Genomic DNA, 16,932 nt, shown 5'->3' on the forward strand with positions numbered 1-16,932 from the left:
ATCTGGAGGGCCTTGGGCGAGCGGAGCGACTTTCGCCCCCTAATTGCGATCTGGAGGGGCCCGGGGCACCTGGCCGACCCAGGTCGACTTTCGCCCCCTAATCGCGATCCGGTGGGCCTCGGGCACCTGGGCGACCGGATCACGATCAGGGGGCGAAAGTCGCTCCCTCCAGCAGGTGGGGGAGGCAAAGGCGAAGGCCCCGGCGAGGGGCCGGGGCCTTCAGAGGGAGTGAGTCGTGAGCGGGGCCGCTAGCGGCGGCTCTTGCGCAGCGAAGCGGCGAGCAGCAGGACGCCGACGAAGATCGCCCCGCCCGCCATGACCCACCGGAAGTCGAACTGCGGGAGCCACGAGGAGCCGTCCGAGAGGACGTAACCCGACACCAGCAGCGTCGCGATCCCGACGATCAGGGTGAAGACGTCCACTCCGCGTTTCGCCGGCTGAGTCGTCTGGCTCTGCGAACTGTCGTAGTCGTACTCAGCCACGACGCACCTCCACGTTTCCGACGCCGTTCTTGACCTGCAGGACGATCTTCTGGCTGCCGTTGCCCGGCGCCGTGAAGTCGACCGCGTCCACGCCGAGTCCCGAGCGGGACTGGCCGAGACAGTCGACGTCACCCGCCCCGGTCTCGCAAGTGACCTTCACTTCGGCGTTCATCGGCACGAGCACCGTCGAGTTGCCCGCCCCAGTGGTGACCTTCGTGGTCACCGAGCTGCCCGCGGGCAACTTGGTCAGGTCGAGGTCGACGTTCCCGGCAGAGCGGTGATACTCCGGCTGCACTTCGGACGCCTGGCTCGGCGTCGCGCTCAGATCGCCGACGCCGCCCCTCACGTCGAAGTTCTCGAACGGGATCGTGGTGAGCGCCATCCCGACGATCGCCAGCGGCACCGCCAGCCCGATCAGCCCGCGGCCGCCTCGCACGAACGCGCCGGCGACCAGCCCGATGCCGACCACGCCCAGGGTGAGCCCGACGACGTGCTGCATGGAGAACCACGGTTCTCCGTCGAGGCCCAGGACGGTGCCCACACCGCCGACCAGCACGGCCACCCCGAAGGTCGCAACGCCGATCTTCGACTTCCGGCCGCGAGGCATCGGCGGCGCGGGAGGCGGCGGAGGAGACTGCGGCGGCAGACCGCCGGACGGCGAAGCGTTCGGCAGATCCCAGGCGGACGGGTCGGCCGCGAGCGGGTCCCAGCCGCCCTCGGTCGCCGTCGTCGACGAGGAAGAGGCGGTCGATGCCGAGGTCGACGCCGACGCCATCGAGAACGCGGCGGTCGGATACTCCGGAGCGGGCATCGTCGGCCGGTTGAACTGTCCGCGGCTGCGGTGCAGCAGGTACAGCGCGACGGCCATCAGCGCGAAACCGATCAGCCCGGTGCCGTCGGTCATCCAGCCGCCGCTCAAGGTCCAGGTGAGCCCCGGGAACAGCAGGACCAGCAGCAGCACCGCGAACGCCGGCGAACTCGACGCGCGGCCCCGGCCGATCAGGCCTTCGAACGCGGAAACGCGGTCGCCCTCCTGCGGCAGGAACAGCCAGCCCAGCAGATAGACGAAGAAACCGAACCCGCCGAACACGGTCGCGGCGACCAGCGCGACGCGGACCACGGTCGGGTCGATGCCGTACCGGTAGCCGATCCCCGCGGCGACACCGGCGAACTTACGGCCGTGCGCCGGGCGGACCGGCCTGCTCCGCCAGAAATCCTTGACGGTCTCTTCGAAGCCGGCCGCGGGGCCGCGCTTCGGTGTGTGTGTCTCACTCCCACTCATGCCACAAAGAATGCGCTCCGGCGGGGACGGCCACATCCGGGATCGTCCCTGAGGTTTCCCCCAGCGGGAAGAGTCAGGGGTTTCCCCGATGGATCAGTGCCCCACTCCGTGTGACCATGGAGAACGTGCAGGAATCCGCCCCCAGCGACCTCGCCGCACAGGTGAAGCCGACGATCATCGAGCGCCCGCCGGTGCCCGTTCCCGGCAGTCTGTCCCCGGCGCCCTTCGAGCCGCCCAAGATGTACCGCCGCCGCTCCGGCCGCGCCATCGCGGGCGTCGCCGGTGGGCTCGCCGACCACCTCGGCGTCAAGGTGCTCTGGGTCCGGACGGCGTTCGCGTTGCTGGCCGCCATGAACGGCGCCGGACTGCTCGCGTACGGCCTGCTCTGGGTCTTTGTCCAGCAGCAGTCCGGTGAAATCGCGCAGGAGCAGGAAAAGGCCGCCCCGAAGGAGAAGCAGCAGGCTTTCGGCCTGATGGCGCTCGGGGTCGGGCTGGCCGTCGCCAGCGGCACGTTGACCGGCCTGATCAGCGGCTGGCTCGCCATCCCGCTCGCGCTGGCCATGATCGGCGCGGCCGTCGTCTGGCGGGAGGCCGACGAGTCGCAGCGGCGGCGCTGGCGTCTCGGTGCCAAGGGCAGCGTCGCCGGGGCGTTCCTCGGTGGCGGTGGCTGGTCGGCCGCGATCCGCGTCGTCGCGGGTGTCGCGCTGGTGATGACCGGGATCGGCGTCGTCGTCCTGCAGAGCGGCAGTATCGACCAGGTCAAGTTCGCGCTGGTCGCGGTGATCGCGACGCTGTTCGGGGTCGCCGTGCTGACCGTCCCGTTCTGGCTGCGCCTGGTCCGCGACCTGTCGGACGAGCGCACCGCCCGCGTCCGCACCGACGAACGCGCCGAGATCGCCGCGCATCTGCACGACTCGGTCCTGCAGACCCTCGCGCTGATCCAGAAGCAGGCGGAATCGCCGCGTGAGGTCGCCAGGCTCGCGCGTGGTCAGGAACGTGAACTGCGCGGCTGGCTGTACGGGCCGACGGGGTACGGCAAGAGCCAGAAGACCGAACAGGAAGCGATCAGCGGGCAGCTGTCCGAGGTGCTCGCGGCCGCGTGCGGCGAGGTCGAGGACGCGTTCGCGATTTCGGTCCAGCAGGTCGTGGTGGGAGAGGCGACGCTGAACGAGCCGCTGACCGCGCTGGTCCAGGCTGCCCGCGAAGCGATCGTCAACGCCGCCAAACACGCGGGCGTCGACGAGGTCAGCGTGTACGCCGAGGTCGAGCCGACAGCGGTGACGGTCTTCGTGCGCGACCGCGGCAAGGGTTTCGATCCCGACGTCGTCCCGGCCGACCGGCACGGACTCGCGGACTCGATCCGGGGGCGGATGGAACGGCACGGGGGCAAGTGCAAGCTGCGCACCGCACCGGGTGAAGGAACCGAAGTCCAGCTGGAGATGCCGGTCAAGGCGGGGAAGGGCGCGGCGTGAGGTCGCTATGCTCACGGGACAGGGCGAACGAGGGAGCATCGTGACGGAGAACCAGCAGACGCGGGAGCCGGTCAAGGTCTTCCTCGTCGACGACCACGCCCTCTTCCGGGCGGGTGTGCGCACCGAACTGGACTCGATCACCGACGATGTCCGCGTGGTTGGCGAGGCGGGCTCAGTGGCCGAGGCGGTCGCGGGGATCGCCCGGACCAAGCCGCAGGTGGTGCTGCTCGACGTGCACATGCCGGACGGCGGCGGCGCCGAGGTGCTGCGCCGGGTCCGCCCGGACCTGCCGGACGTCGTGTTCCTCGCGCTGTCGGTCTCCGACGCCGCGGAAGACGTGATCGCCGTGATCCGTGCAGGGGCGCGCGGGTATGTCACGAAGACGATCTCGTCGAAGGAACTCGTGCGCGCGGTCGTGCGGGTCTCCGACGGCGACGCGGTGTTCTCGCCGCGGCTGGCCGGATTCGTGCTCGACGCGTTCGCAGACCGGCCGGGTTCCGCGCCGATCAGCGACCCGGACCTCGACCTGCTGACGCCGCGGGAGCGCGATGTGCTGCGGCTGCTGGCGCGCGGGTACGCCTACAAGGAGATCGCTTCCGAGCTGTTCATCTCGGTGAAGACCGTCGAGACGCATGTGTCGAGCGTGCTGCGGAAGACCCAGCTTTCGAACCGGTACGAGCTTTCGCGGTGGGCTTCCGACCGGCGCCTCGTCTAGATGGCGGCTGTGCTCATCGGCCTGGTGGCCGTGTTCTTCCTGGGGATGGGACTGCTCGGACTCGTCGCGCCCGGCCGGCTGATCGCGCCGTTCGGGATCACCCTGGACTCCGCGACCGCGCGGACCGAGGTGCGCGCAGTCTATGGCGGCTTCGGGGTGGCGATCGCCGTGCTGCTCGGTTTCGCGGCCTTCGACGTCGGCGGGATCCAGCGGGGTGTCGCGATCTCGGTCGCCGTCGCGCTGGTCGGGATGGCTTTCGGGCGGCTGGTCGCGCGGTTCGCGGAGCGGCCCGAGCGGTTCTATCCGAGCTGGCTGTACTTCTGGGTCGAGTTGGTCATGGCGGCCCTGCTCGTCGTCTCCGCCCTCTGAGTGCGCGTCGCCTTTAGCGGGCTAAACGCGATGCGGTGAGCCCCCGGGCCCCACCGCACCGCGTCGCGTTCAGCCCGCTAAACGCAGGTCGTCACGGCGTCGCCTCCCCGGCGGTGGCGAGGGGCCGCTCCGCCACCGGGGCGGTAGCAAAGGTCCCCCGCTCCTTCGGCCGGATCCGGGTCAGCGCGACCCCGCCCAGCACGACGACCATCCCGGCGATCACTCGGAAGTTCAGCGGCTCGGCCAGGAACACCGCCCCCAGCAGCACCGACACCACCGGCAGCAGGTACCCGACGATCGAAGCCGCGACGGCGCCTTCGCTCGCGAGGAGCTGGTAATTCAGCGCGAACGCGATCCCGGTCGACCCGATCCCCAGGATCACGACCGCGACGATCGCGCCGGTGCTCAGATGCACCGGTTCGAAGCCGCCCATCGGCATCGCCAGCAGCAGGAACCCGGTCGCGAGCAGCATCTGCCCACCCGCCAGCGACATCGGCGAGTCGCCGGTGCCGGTCAGGTACTTGCCCTCGTAGACGAACGCGAACCCGTAGCTCGCCGCCGCCGCGAGGCAGGCCAGCGCGCCCCAGCTGAGCAGGCCGGAGGCCTCCCACGGCGCGAAGATCAGCAGGATCCCGGCGAGCCCCGCGACGAGCCCGGCGACCCGGACCGCGGTCATCTTCGTCCGCGCGCCCAGCATCGGCGCGGCGAGCAGCACCCACAACGGCGTCGTCGCGTTCAGGACGCCGGTGATCCCGGAGTCGACGGTCAGCTCACCCCACGCGAACAGCAGGAACGGCAGCGCGTTGTGGAAGAACGCCGCGACGGCCAGATGTCCCCAGATCCGCCGCCCCGACGGCAGCCTGTCCCGTCCCAGGTAACAGAGCCCGATGAGCACGGCCGCCCCCAGCGCCACCCGCGCCAGCACCAGCTGCACCGGGGAGAACGCCCCCAGCCCCAGTTTGATCCAGAAGAAACTCGATCCCCACATGAGCGCCAGCGCGCCGATCCGCAGCAGGGTCTTGGTCTCACCCACCCCAGTCCTCCTTCGTGCCTGGCCCAGCTTCGCCGCGCCGACGCGTAAGGACAAGCGAAAATAACTGCAGGAAGGCTTAAGAAGAACTGTAAGATTCGACCATGCTGGACGTCCGCCGCATGCAGGTCCTCCGGGCCGTGATCAGCAGTGGCTCGATCACCGCCGCCGCCAGGAACCTCGGCTACACACCTTCCGCGATCAGCCAGCAGTTGTCCACCCTGGAAAGGGAAGCGGGCGTCGAACTGCTCGAGCGCGTCGGCCGCGGCGTGCGGCCGACACCGGCCGGTTCGCTGCTGTCCGAGCACGCGGAAACGCTGAGCACCCAGCTCGCCAAGGCCGAGGCCGCGCTCACCGAACTCAAGGAAGGCCGCACCGGCAGGCTCGCGATCCGCTACTTCGCCACGGCAGGTGCCTCGCTGGTCCCGTTGGCCGTCGCCGCGCTGCGCCGGGACTTCCCGGGCGTCCGCCTCGATCTGAAACTGGTCGAGCCGGACGATTCGATGCCCGAGATCGAGTCCGGCGAGGCCGACGTCGCGATGATCGTGCTACCCACCAGCACTCCTCGCGTCAGGGGCGTCGAGTACGTGCACGTCCTCGACGACCCGTACCGCGCGATCCTGCCGAAGAACCACCGGCTCGCCCGTAAGCGCGTACTCGACCTCGGCGAACTCGCGGAAGACCCGTGGGTCGGCGTCGACGGTCTCCCCGGCGCCTGCCGCGACATCCTGCTCGAGGCCTGCGGCGCCGCCGGATTCGCCCCGAACCACGTCGTAGAATCCGAGGATTACCAGACGGCACAAGGCTTTGTGGCCGCCGGGCTCGGGGTCGCGCTGATCCCGGAACTCGGCCTCGGCGCCCCGCATCCCGGCGTCGCCATCCGCAAGGTCCGCCGCCCCGATCCGGTGCGCTCCATTCACGCGGCCGTGGCCGCGCACGCCAGGGAACACCCCGCGGTGCGACGTTTCCTCAGCGCCATCCGCGAAGGAGCCCTGACCGGACAGGTAAGCGGGAGTGATCAGGTGGGCAGGAAAACCGGCTGAGCTTGAACAGCCGTATCGGCGGTCGACAGCCTGGCAGGGAACCCACGTTTTCCCGCCAGTGAAAGGATCTCCGTGCGTCCCTTGATCGTCCTGCACGGCTCTTGGCACCAGCCCGCCCATTTCGACGACGTCGTGGGGCGCCTGCGCCGGGACGGCGTCGAGGTCACCGTCCCCGACCTCGGCGGCCTTCCGATCGCCGAAACCACCCGCATCGTCCAGGATCTCGTCGACGAGGCGTCCGAACCCCCGGTGGTGCTCGCCCATTCCTACGGCGGACTGACCGCCAGCGGACTACAGGGGATCTCGCACCTGATCTACCTGGCCGCCATCGTCTCCGGACCCGGTGAGACCGCCCAGTACTGGATCGAACGGGCGACGGAGGAAACCGGCCGCGAACCCGAACAGCTGGCCCTCACCGTCGACGAAGCGGGTTTGACTCAACTCGACCTCTCCGCTGTCCGAGAGTCCCTGTACGCCGACTGCACGGACCCTGTCGCCGAGCGCGCCATGGCGTTGCTGCGCCCCGAGCCTGTCACGATCTTCGACGAATCGCCCGAGGGGACCGCGTGGAAGGACACGCCGACCACCTACATCGCCTGCACCGAGGACCGAGCGATCGTGCCCGACGTGTTCGCCCACTACGCCGCCCGCTGTGAGACGACGGTGACCTGGCGGTCCGACCACAGCCCCTACCTCAGCCGCCCCGTGGAACTGGCGGCACTGGTTCGCGAGCGGTTGTAACTAGATCAGGAACAGCTCCGCGAACAGCACGCCGATGAGGATCGCCGCCACGACGGCACCGGCCGTGATCAGCCACTTCCGGGTGTCGGACGACTTGGTCGCGGCCGGCGCCGCGGGGGCCGGGGAGTACTGCTGCGTCGGCGGCGCGTACTGCTGCGGCGGCTGATACTGCGGAGGCTGGTGCTGGGCGAACTGCGGAACCGGCTGCTGCGGCGCCTGCTGCGTCGGCATCGGCATGGAAGCCGGGACCGTGGGCATCGCGGGCGCTGTCGGCGGGATGAACGCCGTCTGCCGCCCTTCGGTGATGGCGCCCAGGGAACGGACCGTGTCGGCCATCGTCGGCCGCGCGTCCGGCTCGGCCCGCAGCATCTTGCGCAGTGCTCCGGCCAGCGGGCCTGCGGTCTGCGGCGGCCGCTCCGACGATTCGCCGTCCTCGCCGAACGGCGGCACCCCTTCGACGGCGGTGTACAGCGTCGCGCCGAGCGAGAACACGTCGGACGCCGAGGTCGCCGGTTCGCCGCGCGCCACCTCGGGCGCCCGGTACGCCGGACTCGCGCCGCCACCGGTGATGCCGATGTCGGTGAGCTTCACGCCGCCGTCGTCGGCCAGCAGGACCGTGCCCGGCTCGACGGTCCGGTGCACCACCCCGGCCTCGTGCATCGCGGCCAGCGCGCGGCCGAGCATGATGCCCAGCGCGGCGGCCTGCTCCGCGGTCAGCCTGCCGTGCTCGGCCAGGAAAGTCGACATCCCGCGCGACGGGATGTACTCCATCACCAGCCAGACGTCCGGCCCGTCGGGCAGGACGTCGTAGACCTTGATGGCGGTGGCGTGCTCGAACTTGGCCGCGTCCTTGCCCTCTTGGATGACGACGGCCTTGGCCTGCTCCGCCCGGTCCGGCGGCAGGCCGACGGGCAGATACATGCGCTTCATCGCGACCGTGCGCAGCAGCCGGGTGTCGAACGCCAGCCACACGATGCCCGCCCGGCCGCGCCCGATGGGCTGATCCAGGCGGTACCGGCCGCCGACGATGGAACCTTCAGAACTCACTTGCTGCCTCGGATCACGTTCCGGCTGGTGTCGATGACGGTGATGTTGGTGTGTCCGTCGGGGTGGGGGTCGGCGTCGGAGTCGGCGTCTTCGTCGGAGTCTTGGTGGGCGTCTTCGACGGAGTCGTCGGATCCGGCTCGTCCGTCTGACTCGCCTTGGTCGACGTCTTCTTCGACGAGGACGGCGTCTCCTTGGGCGGCGCGGACGACTCGGTCTCGGTCGGCGTTTCCGTCGTCGCGGGAGCCGAAGACGTCGCCGACGGGGAAGGCTTGGTCGAGGAGTTCCCGACCTGCGCGGGCGTCTCCGGGTTGTTCGGGCTCAGCAGCCAGAACCCCAGCGCGGCCAGCGCCACGATCACGACCCCGCCGATGATCGCGGGTTTCTTCCACGCGCCCGGCTTCTCGTCGTCGTCCTCGTCCACCGGGCTGGTCTGCGCCCGGGTGGGCGGCGGAGGCGGCGGCTTGTCGTAGTCGTCGTCGTACGGATCGTCGTCGTAACCGCCCGCGGGCACCGGGACGGCGCGCGTGGGTGCCTGGCCGCGTTCGGACATCAACGCGGTCTCGTCGTAGTTGTCGTACCCGTCGTAGTCGTCTTCCGGGTACCTCGACGCGGCCGGCTGGTCGTAGTCGTCCTCGTCGTCGTAGTACGAGCCGGCCGCGGCCTGTTCGTCGAGGAGCGAGCCCGAATGCCCGGCCGCCTCGCTGTCGAGGGCCTGGGTCACGCCCGCGCCCGCGAGACCACCGGCGACCGGGGCCGCGAGCATGGTCTCGTCGGCGGGGCCGCCCAGCGGCGTCTCACCCCGCGCGACGGCGGCCAGCAGCTCTTCGCACTCTTCGGCGGTGGGCCGGTGCCGGACCTCGGGGTGCAGCAGCACGGCCAGCACGCTGGCGAGCGGGCCGGACTGGCGCGGCGGGATGATCTGCCCGGCCGCGACGGCGTGCAGCAGGCTTAGCGTGTTCTCGCTGAGGCCGAACGGGGGCTGGCCCTCACAGGCCGCGTAGAGCGTCGAGCCGAGCGAGAAGACGTCGGACTCCGGCCCGGGGTCGCCGCCGATGGCCACCTCGGGCGCCAGGTAGGCGGGGGTCCCGGCGATCATCCCGGTCTTGGTGACCGTGACGTCGTCCTTGGCCCGTGAGATGCCGAAGTCGGTGATCTTCACGGTGCCGTTGGGGGCGAGCAGGATGTTGCCGGGCTTGATGTCCCGGTGCACGATGCCGACCGCGTGCGCCTCGGTCAGCGCGGCCGCGACCTGGGCACCGATCCTGGCCACCTCGATCGGCGGCAGCGTCCGTTCCTCCTGCAGCACCTGGGCGAGGCTGGTGGAGTTCAGGTACTCCATGATCAGGCACGGCTGCCCGTTGTCGTCGGTGACGACGTCGAACACCGAGATGGCGTTCGGGTGGTGCAACCTGGCGGCGATCCGGCCTTCACGCATGGTGCGCTGGCGGGCGTCCTCGGCGCCTTGGGCCTCCAGGCCGGGCTGCAGCAGCAACTGCTTGATCGCCACCGTGCGGCCGAGTACCTCGTCGTGCGCTTGCCAGACAGCACCCATCGCGCCCGTGCCGATCCGCCCGACGATGCGATATCGACCGGCGACCAGGCGACCCTCGTCGCTCACGCGACCTCCCTTTGGGCTCCGTCTTCACGCCGCGGAGTGGTCCGCGCACGCGGTGCGGCCTTCAGCGCGCCACAGCCTTGGAGCGTATGCACATGTAGTGGTCTGTGTGCCGGCTTTTCCGAGACCGACTCGTGACAAGGCTAGGCGCTCACTCTGCGCACACACACGCGGCACGCTCTGATCGCCCTGGGTGGAGGGCGGTTTCACGCGGGGTATCCGTCACATGTGCTGCGCGGACAGCAGCCGGGCGTCGGTGATCAGGCCCGTCGTCTCGTCGGCGAACGCCAGCACCTGCGTGACCCGCACCAGGCCGCCGTCCGGATCGCGCATGGTCACCACGGCGAGGATCGTCCCGTCGGCCTGCTCCCGGATGTCCTGGATCTGGATGGCGTCCATGGCGCTCCACGCCTGGATCATCCTGCCCGCTTCGGACTCGGCCAGCACCGGTGCGAGCAGCGAGAGCGCGCCGCCGGGATCGGCGTCGACGGTCTGGTAGAACTTCCGGACCGCGTCGATCTTGCCCTCGGCCGTGGTGACCGCGGCCGGTTTGGCGACCGGCCGCGAACTGGCGCTGCTGGACGACGAACCCTGCCGCGGGACCGAACCCGAGCCGGTGCCCGAAGAGGGCTGGGCCGCCGTGCTGGAGCCCGCCGAAGCGGGCGCCTCGTGCTTGCGCAGCTGTTCGGTGGCGTCCGGGACGGCGAGCCCGCCGAGCGCGGCGGCACCGCTCATCATCTCGGGCGCGGTGGCGCCCGGTACCGGGTTCTGCCGCTGGGTCCCGGCGAGCACGCCCGCGGTGACGACGGCTCCCGCGACCAGCAGCCCTGCGGCTACCAGGCCGGCCAGCTTGGCCCGCCGGGCGCTGCGGCTTTCCGGCTCGTCTTCGGGCTCAGGGCGCGGCGACGGCTCTTCGCGGGTGCGGGCGGGGACGAACTTCTGCGGCTCGCGGAAGACCTGCTCGAGGTACTCGCGGTCGACGCGGGTGTCGTTCAGGATCTCTTCCGGGATGACGTCCTCGACACGTACGGCGTCCTCACGCCGTATGCGCTGTCGATCAAGCACGAAATTCCTCGCTCTGGTCCGGGGCAGGCGCTGGGCCGTTCGGCCGACGCCTCTGGTCCGCGCGGCCGTCTTCTGAACGGTGCGGACCCTGCTGTCGTCAGGTAACCCTGTGGAGACGGTCCGCGGCCAGGCTCTGTCGCCGGAATGCCGTCGCGATACGACGAACGGCAGCTTATGTCACCCACCCGGACCAGGGACAACCGCTCGCCGCACCGCACGTGCAGAGGAACGGGACACCTGCACGTGCGTGGCCACCTACATGCCGTCGTCGACGATCTTGTCGTCGTCACCGAAGGTCAGCGTGCGCTGTTCCATGGTCTTCGTCCCGTCTTTGTGGGTTACCTCGACGGTGTTGACCGTGACGCCGCGGCGCTGGTCGATGCTGACCTTCTTCACCTCGAAATAGGCGACGTCGGCGTAGCGCTCACGCAGGCCTTGCGCGCCTTCTTCGCGGAGACCGCCCGAGGTCACGTTGGATGCCTGGTGCGGGTCGGTGGTGACGGTGTTGAGGAAGAGTTCGGTGTTGTCGCCCATCGCCTGCGCGTCCGGCTGCGACGCGTACCAGGGGGCGGGCGTGGTCGTGCGGTCGGCGGGCGTGACCGGGGGCTTCTGCGGCCGGTCGCTCGACGGCGCCGTGGACCGGCCGGTCGTGACGGGACCGCCCGAATCGGGCTGCGAACCGCCGTTGCCGGTGCTCTCGGGATCCGAGGACGTGCCGGAATTGGCGGAACTGCGGTCGTCGCGGGTGGAGGAATCGGTCTCGGAGACGGACGGGTTGCCCGCCGCGCCGCCCTGCGGCGGTGTGGTCGGGTTGCCGGCGAGACCTTCGTTGGTCAGCGGGCTGCCACCGCGGTATCCGGGCCAGCCGCCCTGGCTCTGCTGCTCCGGGAGGGGCTTGCCGACCAGGAAGGAACCGGCGAACAGCAGGCCGACGACGACCAGCGCGGACGCGGCGGCGGCGAACCAGGCGGCCTTGCGCCACGTCTTGGGCGGGGTCACCGAAGCGGGCACCGAACCGAGGTCGAAGGTACTCAGACCGTCGAAGGACGGGGCCAGGTAGACGCGGACGTCGTCGGTCTCCACCGGCTCGGGGCGCCGCGGGGCGGGCGCCGTCAGCGTCACCTTCGTGCGCTGGGCGGCCTTCGCGCGCCTTTCCTCCACGGGGGACAGGGCGGGTTCGGTCAACGAGACCTCGACGCGGGCCGGGCGTTCCACGGGGACCTCGCGAGCGGGCTGGGGGAGCGGCAGTCGGCCGCTCGATGGGGCGTAGCCGGGACTCGGCGCCCTCCTGTTCCGCGGTGGCGGCAGGGGGAGGGAACCGGTGGAGGGCGGGGCGAACTCGCCGTGTGCGCGATGCCCGTGCCCGGTCGGGCGCTGCCGCCTCGGCGGCACTGGTGGGGTCCAGCTCTCGGTGCCACCGGCCCGATGGCGGCCCGCGTGCGTGGCGCCGTCCCGTCCGGTCCGTCCCTGGTGTTCCGCCCAGCCGTTCATGTCCGAGCGACCCCCTCGTGGGCCGGCCCTGACGGCGATGTGACACCGGTTAAGCCGAACGGAGCAACGGTTTCACGGGATCCCTCGCGAGCAGACTCCCGGGCACTCTCGTGAGCAAATGCACGCGCATGCGACTGCGGGCGCGCGGGGCCACTGCCCCCGCGCGCCATACGGGCATCGCCCGACCCAGACGCAAGGGTCCTCACGGGACCCACACTAAAAGCTCGGCCCCCGCAAGTCTTCACCCGCTCTGCAAGTTGCAGATGTTTCACTCGGTCGGGCGCGGCCGTACGGGCCTCGGTGACGTTACGCAGTGCGATCGGCGCTGGTGACGCCGTTCAGTTGCCGCTGCGGTACTTCTGCTGGGTCGACTGCAAGGCCTTGGTGGCCGTCACACCGCTACCCGCTGCAAGCAAAATGGCGATGATGTCGAGGGTCGTTCCCCCACTAGTGAGCAACCAGGCGAACAACGAGGCCGCGGTGGTACCCGCTGCGATCGGCCAGCGTGTCTTGACGTACTGGGCGATGGGCGTACCCCCGGCGCGCTTACCCGCCGCGTTGTTCAACAGGGCGAGATAGCCGAGATGGCCCAAGGCGGCGAGCACGCCGGCGATCGCGATCACGACGGCGATGAGGTTAATCATGGTGTCCAGTTTGCCTGGTCCCGAGCCGTCGTGGCTCGGGGAACACCCTGAGTTTCCCCTCACCGCACGCAATCGTGACGCGAGTCGCCTTTAGCGGGCTAATCGCGCTCCGGTGCCGTGGGAGCCCCGGGGTCGCCTTTAGCGGGCTAATCGCGATCCGGGCGGGACGTCGCGGGAGCAAGGGACCTTTGCTATCGCCCCAGCCTGCCCCGGCCCAGGTTCAGCAGCGCCATCGCGAGCTGCCGCCCCTCCGGCCCGAGTTCGCGGTAGCGGGCCAGCACGTCCATCTCGCGGTTGTAGACGATCCTAGTGCCGCCCGCGGCCATCCTGGCGGCGCCGATCGTCTTGGACACCTCGACACGGCGTTTGACCAGGCGCAGGATCTCGCTGTCGAGCCAGTCGATCTCCTTCCGGAGCTCGCCGATCTCTTCGGCGGTGGCGGCGGGTTCTTCGGCATCCGGCTTCTGCGTGGTGTTCATCGGGACCTCTCTTCGGTCCGGATTCCCTGCTGGCCCCCGGAACGGCGAAAGCCCCGGGTCCGCGTGGACTCCGGGGCTTCGGGTGATGGCGTTTCGGGCACTACGCGATCACGGGAGCCGGTGTCCGGATCCCGTAAAAAAATCGGAACGCGTGGTGCTGCACGCCGATCATTATGCCACAGCGACGCCGTCACGCGGTCGGAAGCCGCGACGGGCTCCGCGCACCCGCGCGTGCACGAGCACGCTCATCGCGAGCCAGAACATCGGCATGGCCGGCCAGAAGAACGGCACGCCCGAAACCGTCCAGCGGACGATGAGCAGCACCGAAAGCACGACGGCAATCGCGAGATGCACCCGCACCGCCGGATGCCCGAAGGCGACCGGACGCCGTTTCGGCGCGGGTCGCGGCAGGTCCGAGGTGAGCGCCTCGAGTTCGTCCGTGTACTTGGTGGAATACACAGTGCCGAGCCGCTCTTCTACTTCTTCGAGGGTGAGCCGGCCTTCGCCGCCGGCGGCCTGGATGAGCGAGGCGACCCGCTCCCGGTCGGTGTCGGCTGCCCTGAGCCGGGAGGGAATTCCGTTGGTGTCCATGGCATCCGATCCTCCGCCGCGAACACCGCCCGCGCGTCGGGCGGCAGGCGACAACAGCGCCTACGCCCGGCGCTGTAGCGTGGACCGGCGATGAACACCCTCTTCGATCTCCCAGCGGACGGTCCGGCCAAGTCCCGGCACACGGACCTGCTCGACGACCTGAACCCGGCACAGCGCGAAGCCGTGACCCACGCGGGCTCGCCGCTGCTCGTCGTGGCGGGCGCGGGTTCGGGCAAGACCCGGGTGCTGACCCGGCGGATCGCGTACCTGCTGGCCGAACGGGACGTGCATCCCGGCCAGATCATGGCGATCACGTTCACCAACAAGGCGGCCGCGGAGATGCGGGAGCGGGTGAGCGACCTCGTCGGCCGCCGCGCGAACGCCATGTGGGTGTCGACGTTCCACTCCATGTGCGTGCGGATCCTGCGCCGTGAGGCCAAAACGCTGGAGATGTCGTCGAGTTTCTCGATCTACGACTCGGACGACACGAAGCGGCTCATCACGCTCGTCGCCCGTGACCTCGACATCGACCCGAAGCGGTACGCGGCCCGCACACTGGCCGTGCACATCTCGAACCTCAAGAACGAACTCGTCGACCCGGAGACGGCGTCGTCGAACGCGGCCAACGACCTGGAGCGCCGGGTCGCCGAGGTCTACGTCGAGTACCAGCGCCGGCTCAACCAGGCCAACGCGTTCGACTTCGACGACCTCATCATGCGGACGGTCGAACTCCTGCAGACCTTCCCGGACGTCGCCGAGTACTACCGGCGGCGGTTCCGGCACGTGCTGGTCGACGAGTACCAGGACACGAACCACGCGCAGTACACGCTGATCCGCGAACTGGTCGGCACTGAGCCGAACGAGTCGGGCATCGAGCCCGCCGAACTGTGCGTCGTGGGTGACGCGGACCAGTCGATCTACGCCTTCCGCGGCGCGACCATCCGCAACATCGAGGAATTCGAACGCGACTTCCCGAACGCGCGGACCGTGCTGCTGGAACAGAACTACCGCTCGACCCAGACGATCCTCTCAGCGGCGAACGGGGTCATCGCGCGTAACCCCAACAGGCGCGCGAAGCGGCTGTGGACCGACGCGGGCGACGGCGAGAAGATCGTCGGCTACGTCGCGGACAACGAGCACGACGAGGCCGCGTTCGTCGCGGGCGAGATCGACGCGCTGGCGGACAAGGGCGAAGCGGACTACTCCGACGTCGCGGTCTTCTACCGCACCAACAACCAGTCCCGCGTCTTCGAAGAGATCTTCATCCGCCTCGGCCTGCCCTACAAGGTCGTCGGCGGCGTGCGGTTCTACGAACGGCGCGAGGTCCGCGACATGCTCGCGTACCTGAGGGTGCTGGCGAACCCGGAGGACACGGTCAGCCTGCGCCGCGTCCTCAACGTCCCCAAACGCGGCATCGGGGATCGCGCCGAAGCGGTCATCGCGACCTACGCCGAGCGCGAGCGCATCTCGTTCGCGCAGGCGTTGCGCGGGGCCGTCAACGGCGAGGTGCCGCTGCTGAACCCGCGCTCCGCCAAGGCGATCACCGGTTTCGTCGAGCTGCTGGACGAACTCGGCGAGGTCGTCGAGAGCGGCGCCGAGGTCGCCGACATCCTCGAAGCGGTCCTGGAGCGCACGGGCTACCGCGCGGAACTCGAGGAGTCCGACGACCCGCAGGACGCGTCGCGGGTGGAGAACCTGACGGAACTCGTCACCGTCGCGCGGGAGTTCACCGAATTCACCGCCGAGGTCGCCGGTCCGGACGGCGAGCTGCCCGAGGCCGAACCCGGAGTCCCGGAGCCGGGCTCGCTGCCCGCCTTCCTGGAACGGGTCTCGCTGGTGGCGGACGCGGACTCGATCCCCGCGGCCGACGGCGGCGAAGACGGGGACGGGCACGACGCGGGGGTGGTCACGTTGATGACCGTGCACACCGCGAAGGGCCTCGAATACCCCGTCGTCTTCTGCACGGGCTGGGAAGACGGGATCTTCCCGCATATGCGCGCCCTCGGTGACCCGACCGAACTGGCCGAAGAACGACGGCTCGCCTACGTCGCGATCACGCGCGCCAGGAAGCGGCTGTACGTCTCCCGGTCGATGGTGCGCTCCGCCTGGGGACAGCCGCAGATGAACCCGGCTTCGCGGTTCCTGGACGAGCTTCCGGGCGAGCTGGTCGATTGGCGCAGGCTCGCGCCGTCGTCGTCCTCCGGTGGTTTCGGTTCTTCGGGCGGCTCGCCGCGCGCCGCGACGACCTGGGGCCGCCGCGGTGGCGGCACCTCGTCGCCGTCGGGTTCGACGGGTACGAGCCCGTTCGGCAAGGGCTGGAAGGACACCGTCGCGCTCAAGCTCGACGTCGGTGACAGGGTCAGCCACGACAAGTACGGGCTCGGGACCGTCGTCGCCTGCGACGGGGCCGGGCCGCGGGCCACCGCGACCATCGACTTCGGTGCCGCCGGCAAGGTCCGGCTGATGCTCATCGGCAGCGTCCCGATGGTCAAACTCTAGCCCTGACCTGCGCTTTCGTCCCCGCGTCCGAAAACTGTCGGACCCTTCCCGTATACCTGTGTCATCGAACACGAGTTCGATGCGCTGGGGTATGCTGGACAAGCCGGTGTGCCCCGATCAGGGAGGGGGCGCACGGTGTGGACGGGGTCTTGTTTGGGGTTCTCGCGGGTGGGGTACTGGAGTACTTGCGGGGTGTTGAAAAAGGGGCGGGGCCGGATCGGGGTCCGGAACCGCCGGAAGTGCTCAGGCTGGTCGCGGCCTGGCGCGCGTTACTGCGGATGCACGAGCCGGACGGGGTCGGCCGATGCGTCGTATGCGGGCACGCGCGGCTGTTCGGGCCGCGGCCAGCCGGGTGCCGGGGTCCTTC

Annotated in this window: 16 protein-coding genes; 6 read left to right on the forward strand and 10 right to left on the reverse strand. The window is 70.0% G+C overall.

Annotation, left to right across the window (positions count from 1 at the left end; all coding sequences use genetic code 11):
• Positions 1-248: 248 nt before the first annotated feature.
• Positions 249-482: a hypothetical protein gene (locus tag L324_RS27610; RefSeq protein ID WP_037314874.1), complete on the reverse strand. Its 234-nt coding sequence runs from the start codon at positions 480-482 to the stop codon at positions 249-251.
• Positions 475-1,764 (reverse strand): PspC domain-containing protein, encoded by a 1,290-nt coding sequence (locus tag L324_RS27615; protein ID WP_037314877.1) that lies wholly within the window; start codon positions 1,762-1,764, stop codon positions 475-477. Before L324_RS27615 ends, L324_RS27610 begins: the two co-directional genes overlap by 8 nt.
• A 110-nt stretch (positions 1,765-1,874) precedes the next feature.
• Between L324_RS27615 and L324_RS27620 the strand changes: the two genes are divergently transcribed.
• Genes L324_RS27620 through L324_RS27630 form a run of 3 tightly spaced genes read left to right on the forward strand, consistent with a single transcriptional unit; the run spans position 1,875 to position 4,320 of the window.
• The gene (locus tag L324_RS27620; protein WP_081736492.1) at positions 1,875-3,236 is read left to right on the forward strand and encodes an ATP-binding protein; all 1,362 of its coding nucleotides are present in this window, start codon (positions 1,875-1,877) and stop codon (positions 3,234-3,236) included.
• Positions 3,237-3,243: 7 nt separating this feature from the next.
• Entirely contained in the window at positions 3,244-3,951 is a 708-nt protein-coding gene (locus L324_RS27625; protein WP_145926822.1) for a response regulator, read from the forward strand.
• On the forward strand, positions 3,952-4,320 hold the full coding sequence (locus tag L324_RS27630) for a DUF4345 family protein (RefSeq protein WP_037314880.1): 369 nt from the start codon (positions 3,952-3,954) through the stop codon (positions 4,318-4,320).
• Between the two features lie 91 nt (positions 4,321-4,411).
• Here L324_RS27630 and L324_RS27635 read toward each other — a convergent pair whose 3' ends face one another.
• Complete coding sequence (locus L324_RS27635) at positions 4,412-5,353, reverse strand: DMT family transporter (RefSeq protein ID WP_037314884.1); 942 nt, start codon at positions 5,351-5,353, stop codon at positions 4,412-4,414.
• A gap of 101 nt (positions 5,354-5,454) precedes the next feature.
• On the opposite strand from L324_RS27635, the gene L324_RS27640 reads away from it, so the two are divergent.
• Positions 5,455-6,393, forward strand: coding sequence for a LysR family transcriptional regulator (locus tag L324_RS27640; RefSeq protein WP_037314885.1), 939 nt, complete (start codon positions 5,455-5,457; stop codon positions 6,391-6,393).
• 72 nt (positions 6,394-6,465) lie between these two features.
• On the forward strand, positions 6,466-7,134 hold the full coding sequence (locus L324_RS27645) for an alpha/beta hydrolase (protein WP_037314886.1): 669 nt from the start codon (positions 6,466-6,468) through the stop codon (positions 7,132-7,134).
• Here the strand turns inward: L324_RS27645 and L324_RS27650 are convergent, their stop codons facing one another.
• The 7 genes from L324_RS27650 to L324_RS27680 all read right to left on the reverse strand — a co-directional run bounded on the left by L324_RS27650 (position 7,135) and on the right by L324_RS27680 (position 14,066).
• Positions 7,135-8,181, reverse strand: a complete 1,047-nt coding sequence (locus tag L324_RS27650; protein WP_037314887.1) for a serine/threonine-protein kinase — start codon at positions 8,179-8,181, stop codon at positions 7,135-7,137.
• A 13-nt stretch (positions 8,182-8,194) separates the two neighbouring features.
• Positions 8,195-9,799 (reverse strand): serine/threonine-protein kinase, encoded by a 1,605-nt coding sequence (locus L324_RS27655; RefSeq protein WP_037314888.1) that lies wholly within the window; start codon positions 9,797-9,799, stop codon positions 8,195-8,197.
• A 219-nt stretch (positions 9,800-10,018) separates the two neighbouring features.
• Positions 10,019-10,861 (reverse strand): hypothetical protein, encoded by an 843-nt coding sequence (locus tag L324_RS27660; RefSeq protein WP_037314893.1) that lies wholly within the window; start codon positions 10,859-10,861, stop codon positions 10,019-10,021.
• A 255-nt stretch (positions 10,862-11,116) separates the two neighbouring features.
• A complete protein-coding gene (locus L324_RS27665) occupies positions 11,117-12,076 on the reverse strand; it encodes a hypothetical protein (protein WP_037314900.1) in 960 nt (319 codons plus the stop codon).
• 614 nt (positions 12,077-12,690) lie between these two features.
• Positions 12,691-12,996, reverse strand: a complete 306-nt coding sequence (locus tag L324_RS27670; RefSeq protein WP_037314903.1) for a hypothetical protein — start codon at positions 12,994-12,996, stop codon at positions 12,691-12,693.
• A 191-nt stretch (positions 12,997-13,187) separates the two neighbouring features.
• Positions 13,188-13,475 (reverse strand): chorismate mutase, encoded by a 288-nt coding sequence (locus tag L324_RS27675; protein WP_037314906.1) that lies wholly within the window; start codon positions 13,473-13,475, stop codon positions 13,188-13,190.
• 171 nt (positions 13,476-13,646) lie between these two features.
• Positions 13,647-14,066, reverse strand: coding sequence for a DUF1707 SHOCT-like domain-containing protein (locus L324_RS27680; protein WP_037314911.1), 420 nt, complete (start codon positions 14,064-14,066; stop codon positions 13,647-13,649).
• A gap of 90 nt (positions 14,067-14,156) precedes the next feature.
• On the opposite strand from L324_RS27680, the gene pcrA reads away from it, so the two are divergent.
• Positions 14,157-16,565: a DNA helicase PcrA gene (gene pcrA / locus L324_RS27685; protein WP_037314914.1), complete on the forward strand. Its 2,409-nt coding sequence runs from the start codon at positions 14,157-14,159 to the stop codon at positions 16,563-16,565.
• Positions 16,566-16,932 lie beyond the last annotated feature (367 nt).

Source organism: Amycolatopsis orientalis DSM 40040 = KCTC 9412 (genome assembly GCF_000478275.1).
GTDB classification, from domain to species: domain Bacteria; phylum Actinomycetota; class Actinomycetes; order Mycobacteriales; family Pseudonocardiaceae; genus Amycolatopsis; species Amycolatopsis orientalis.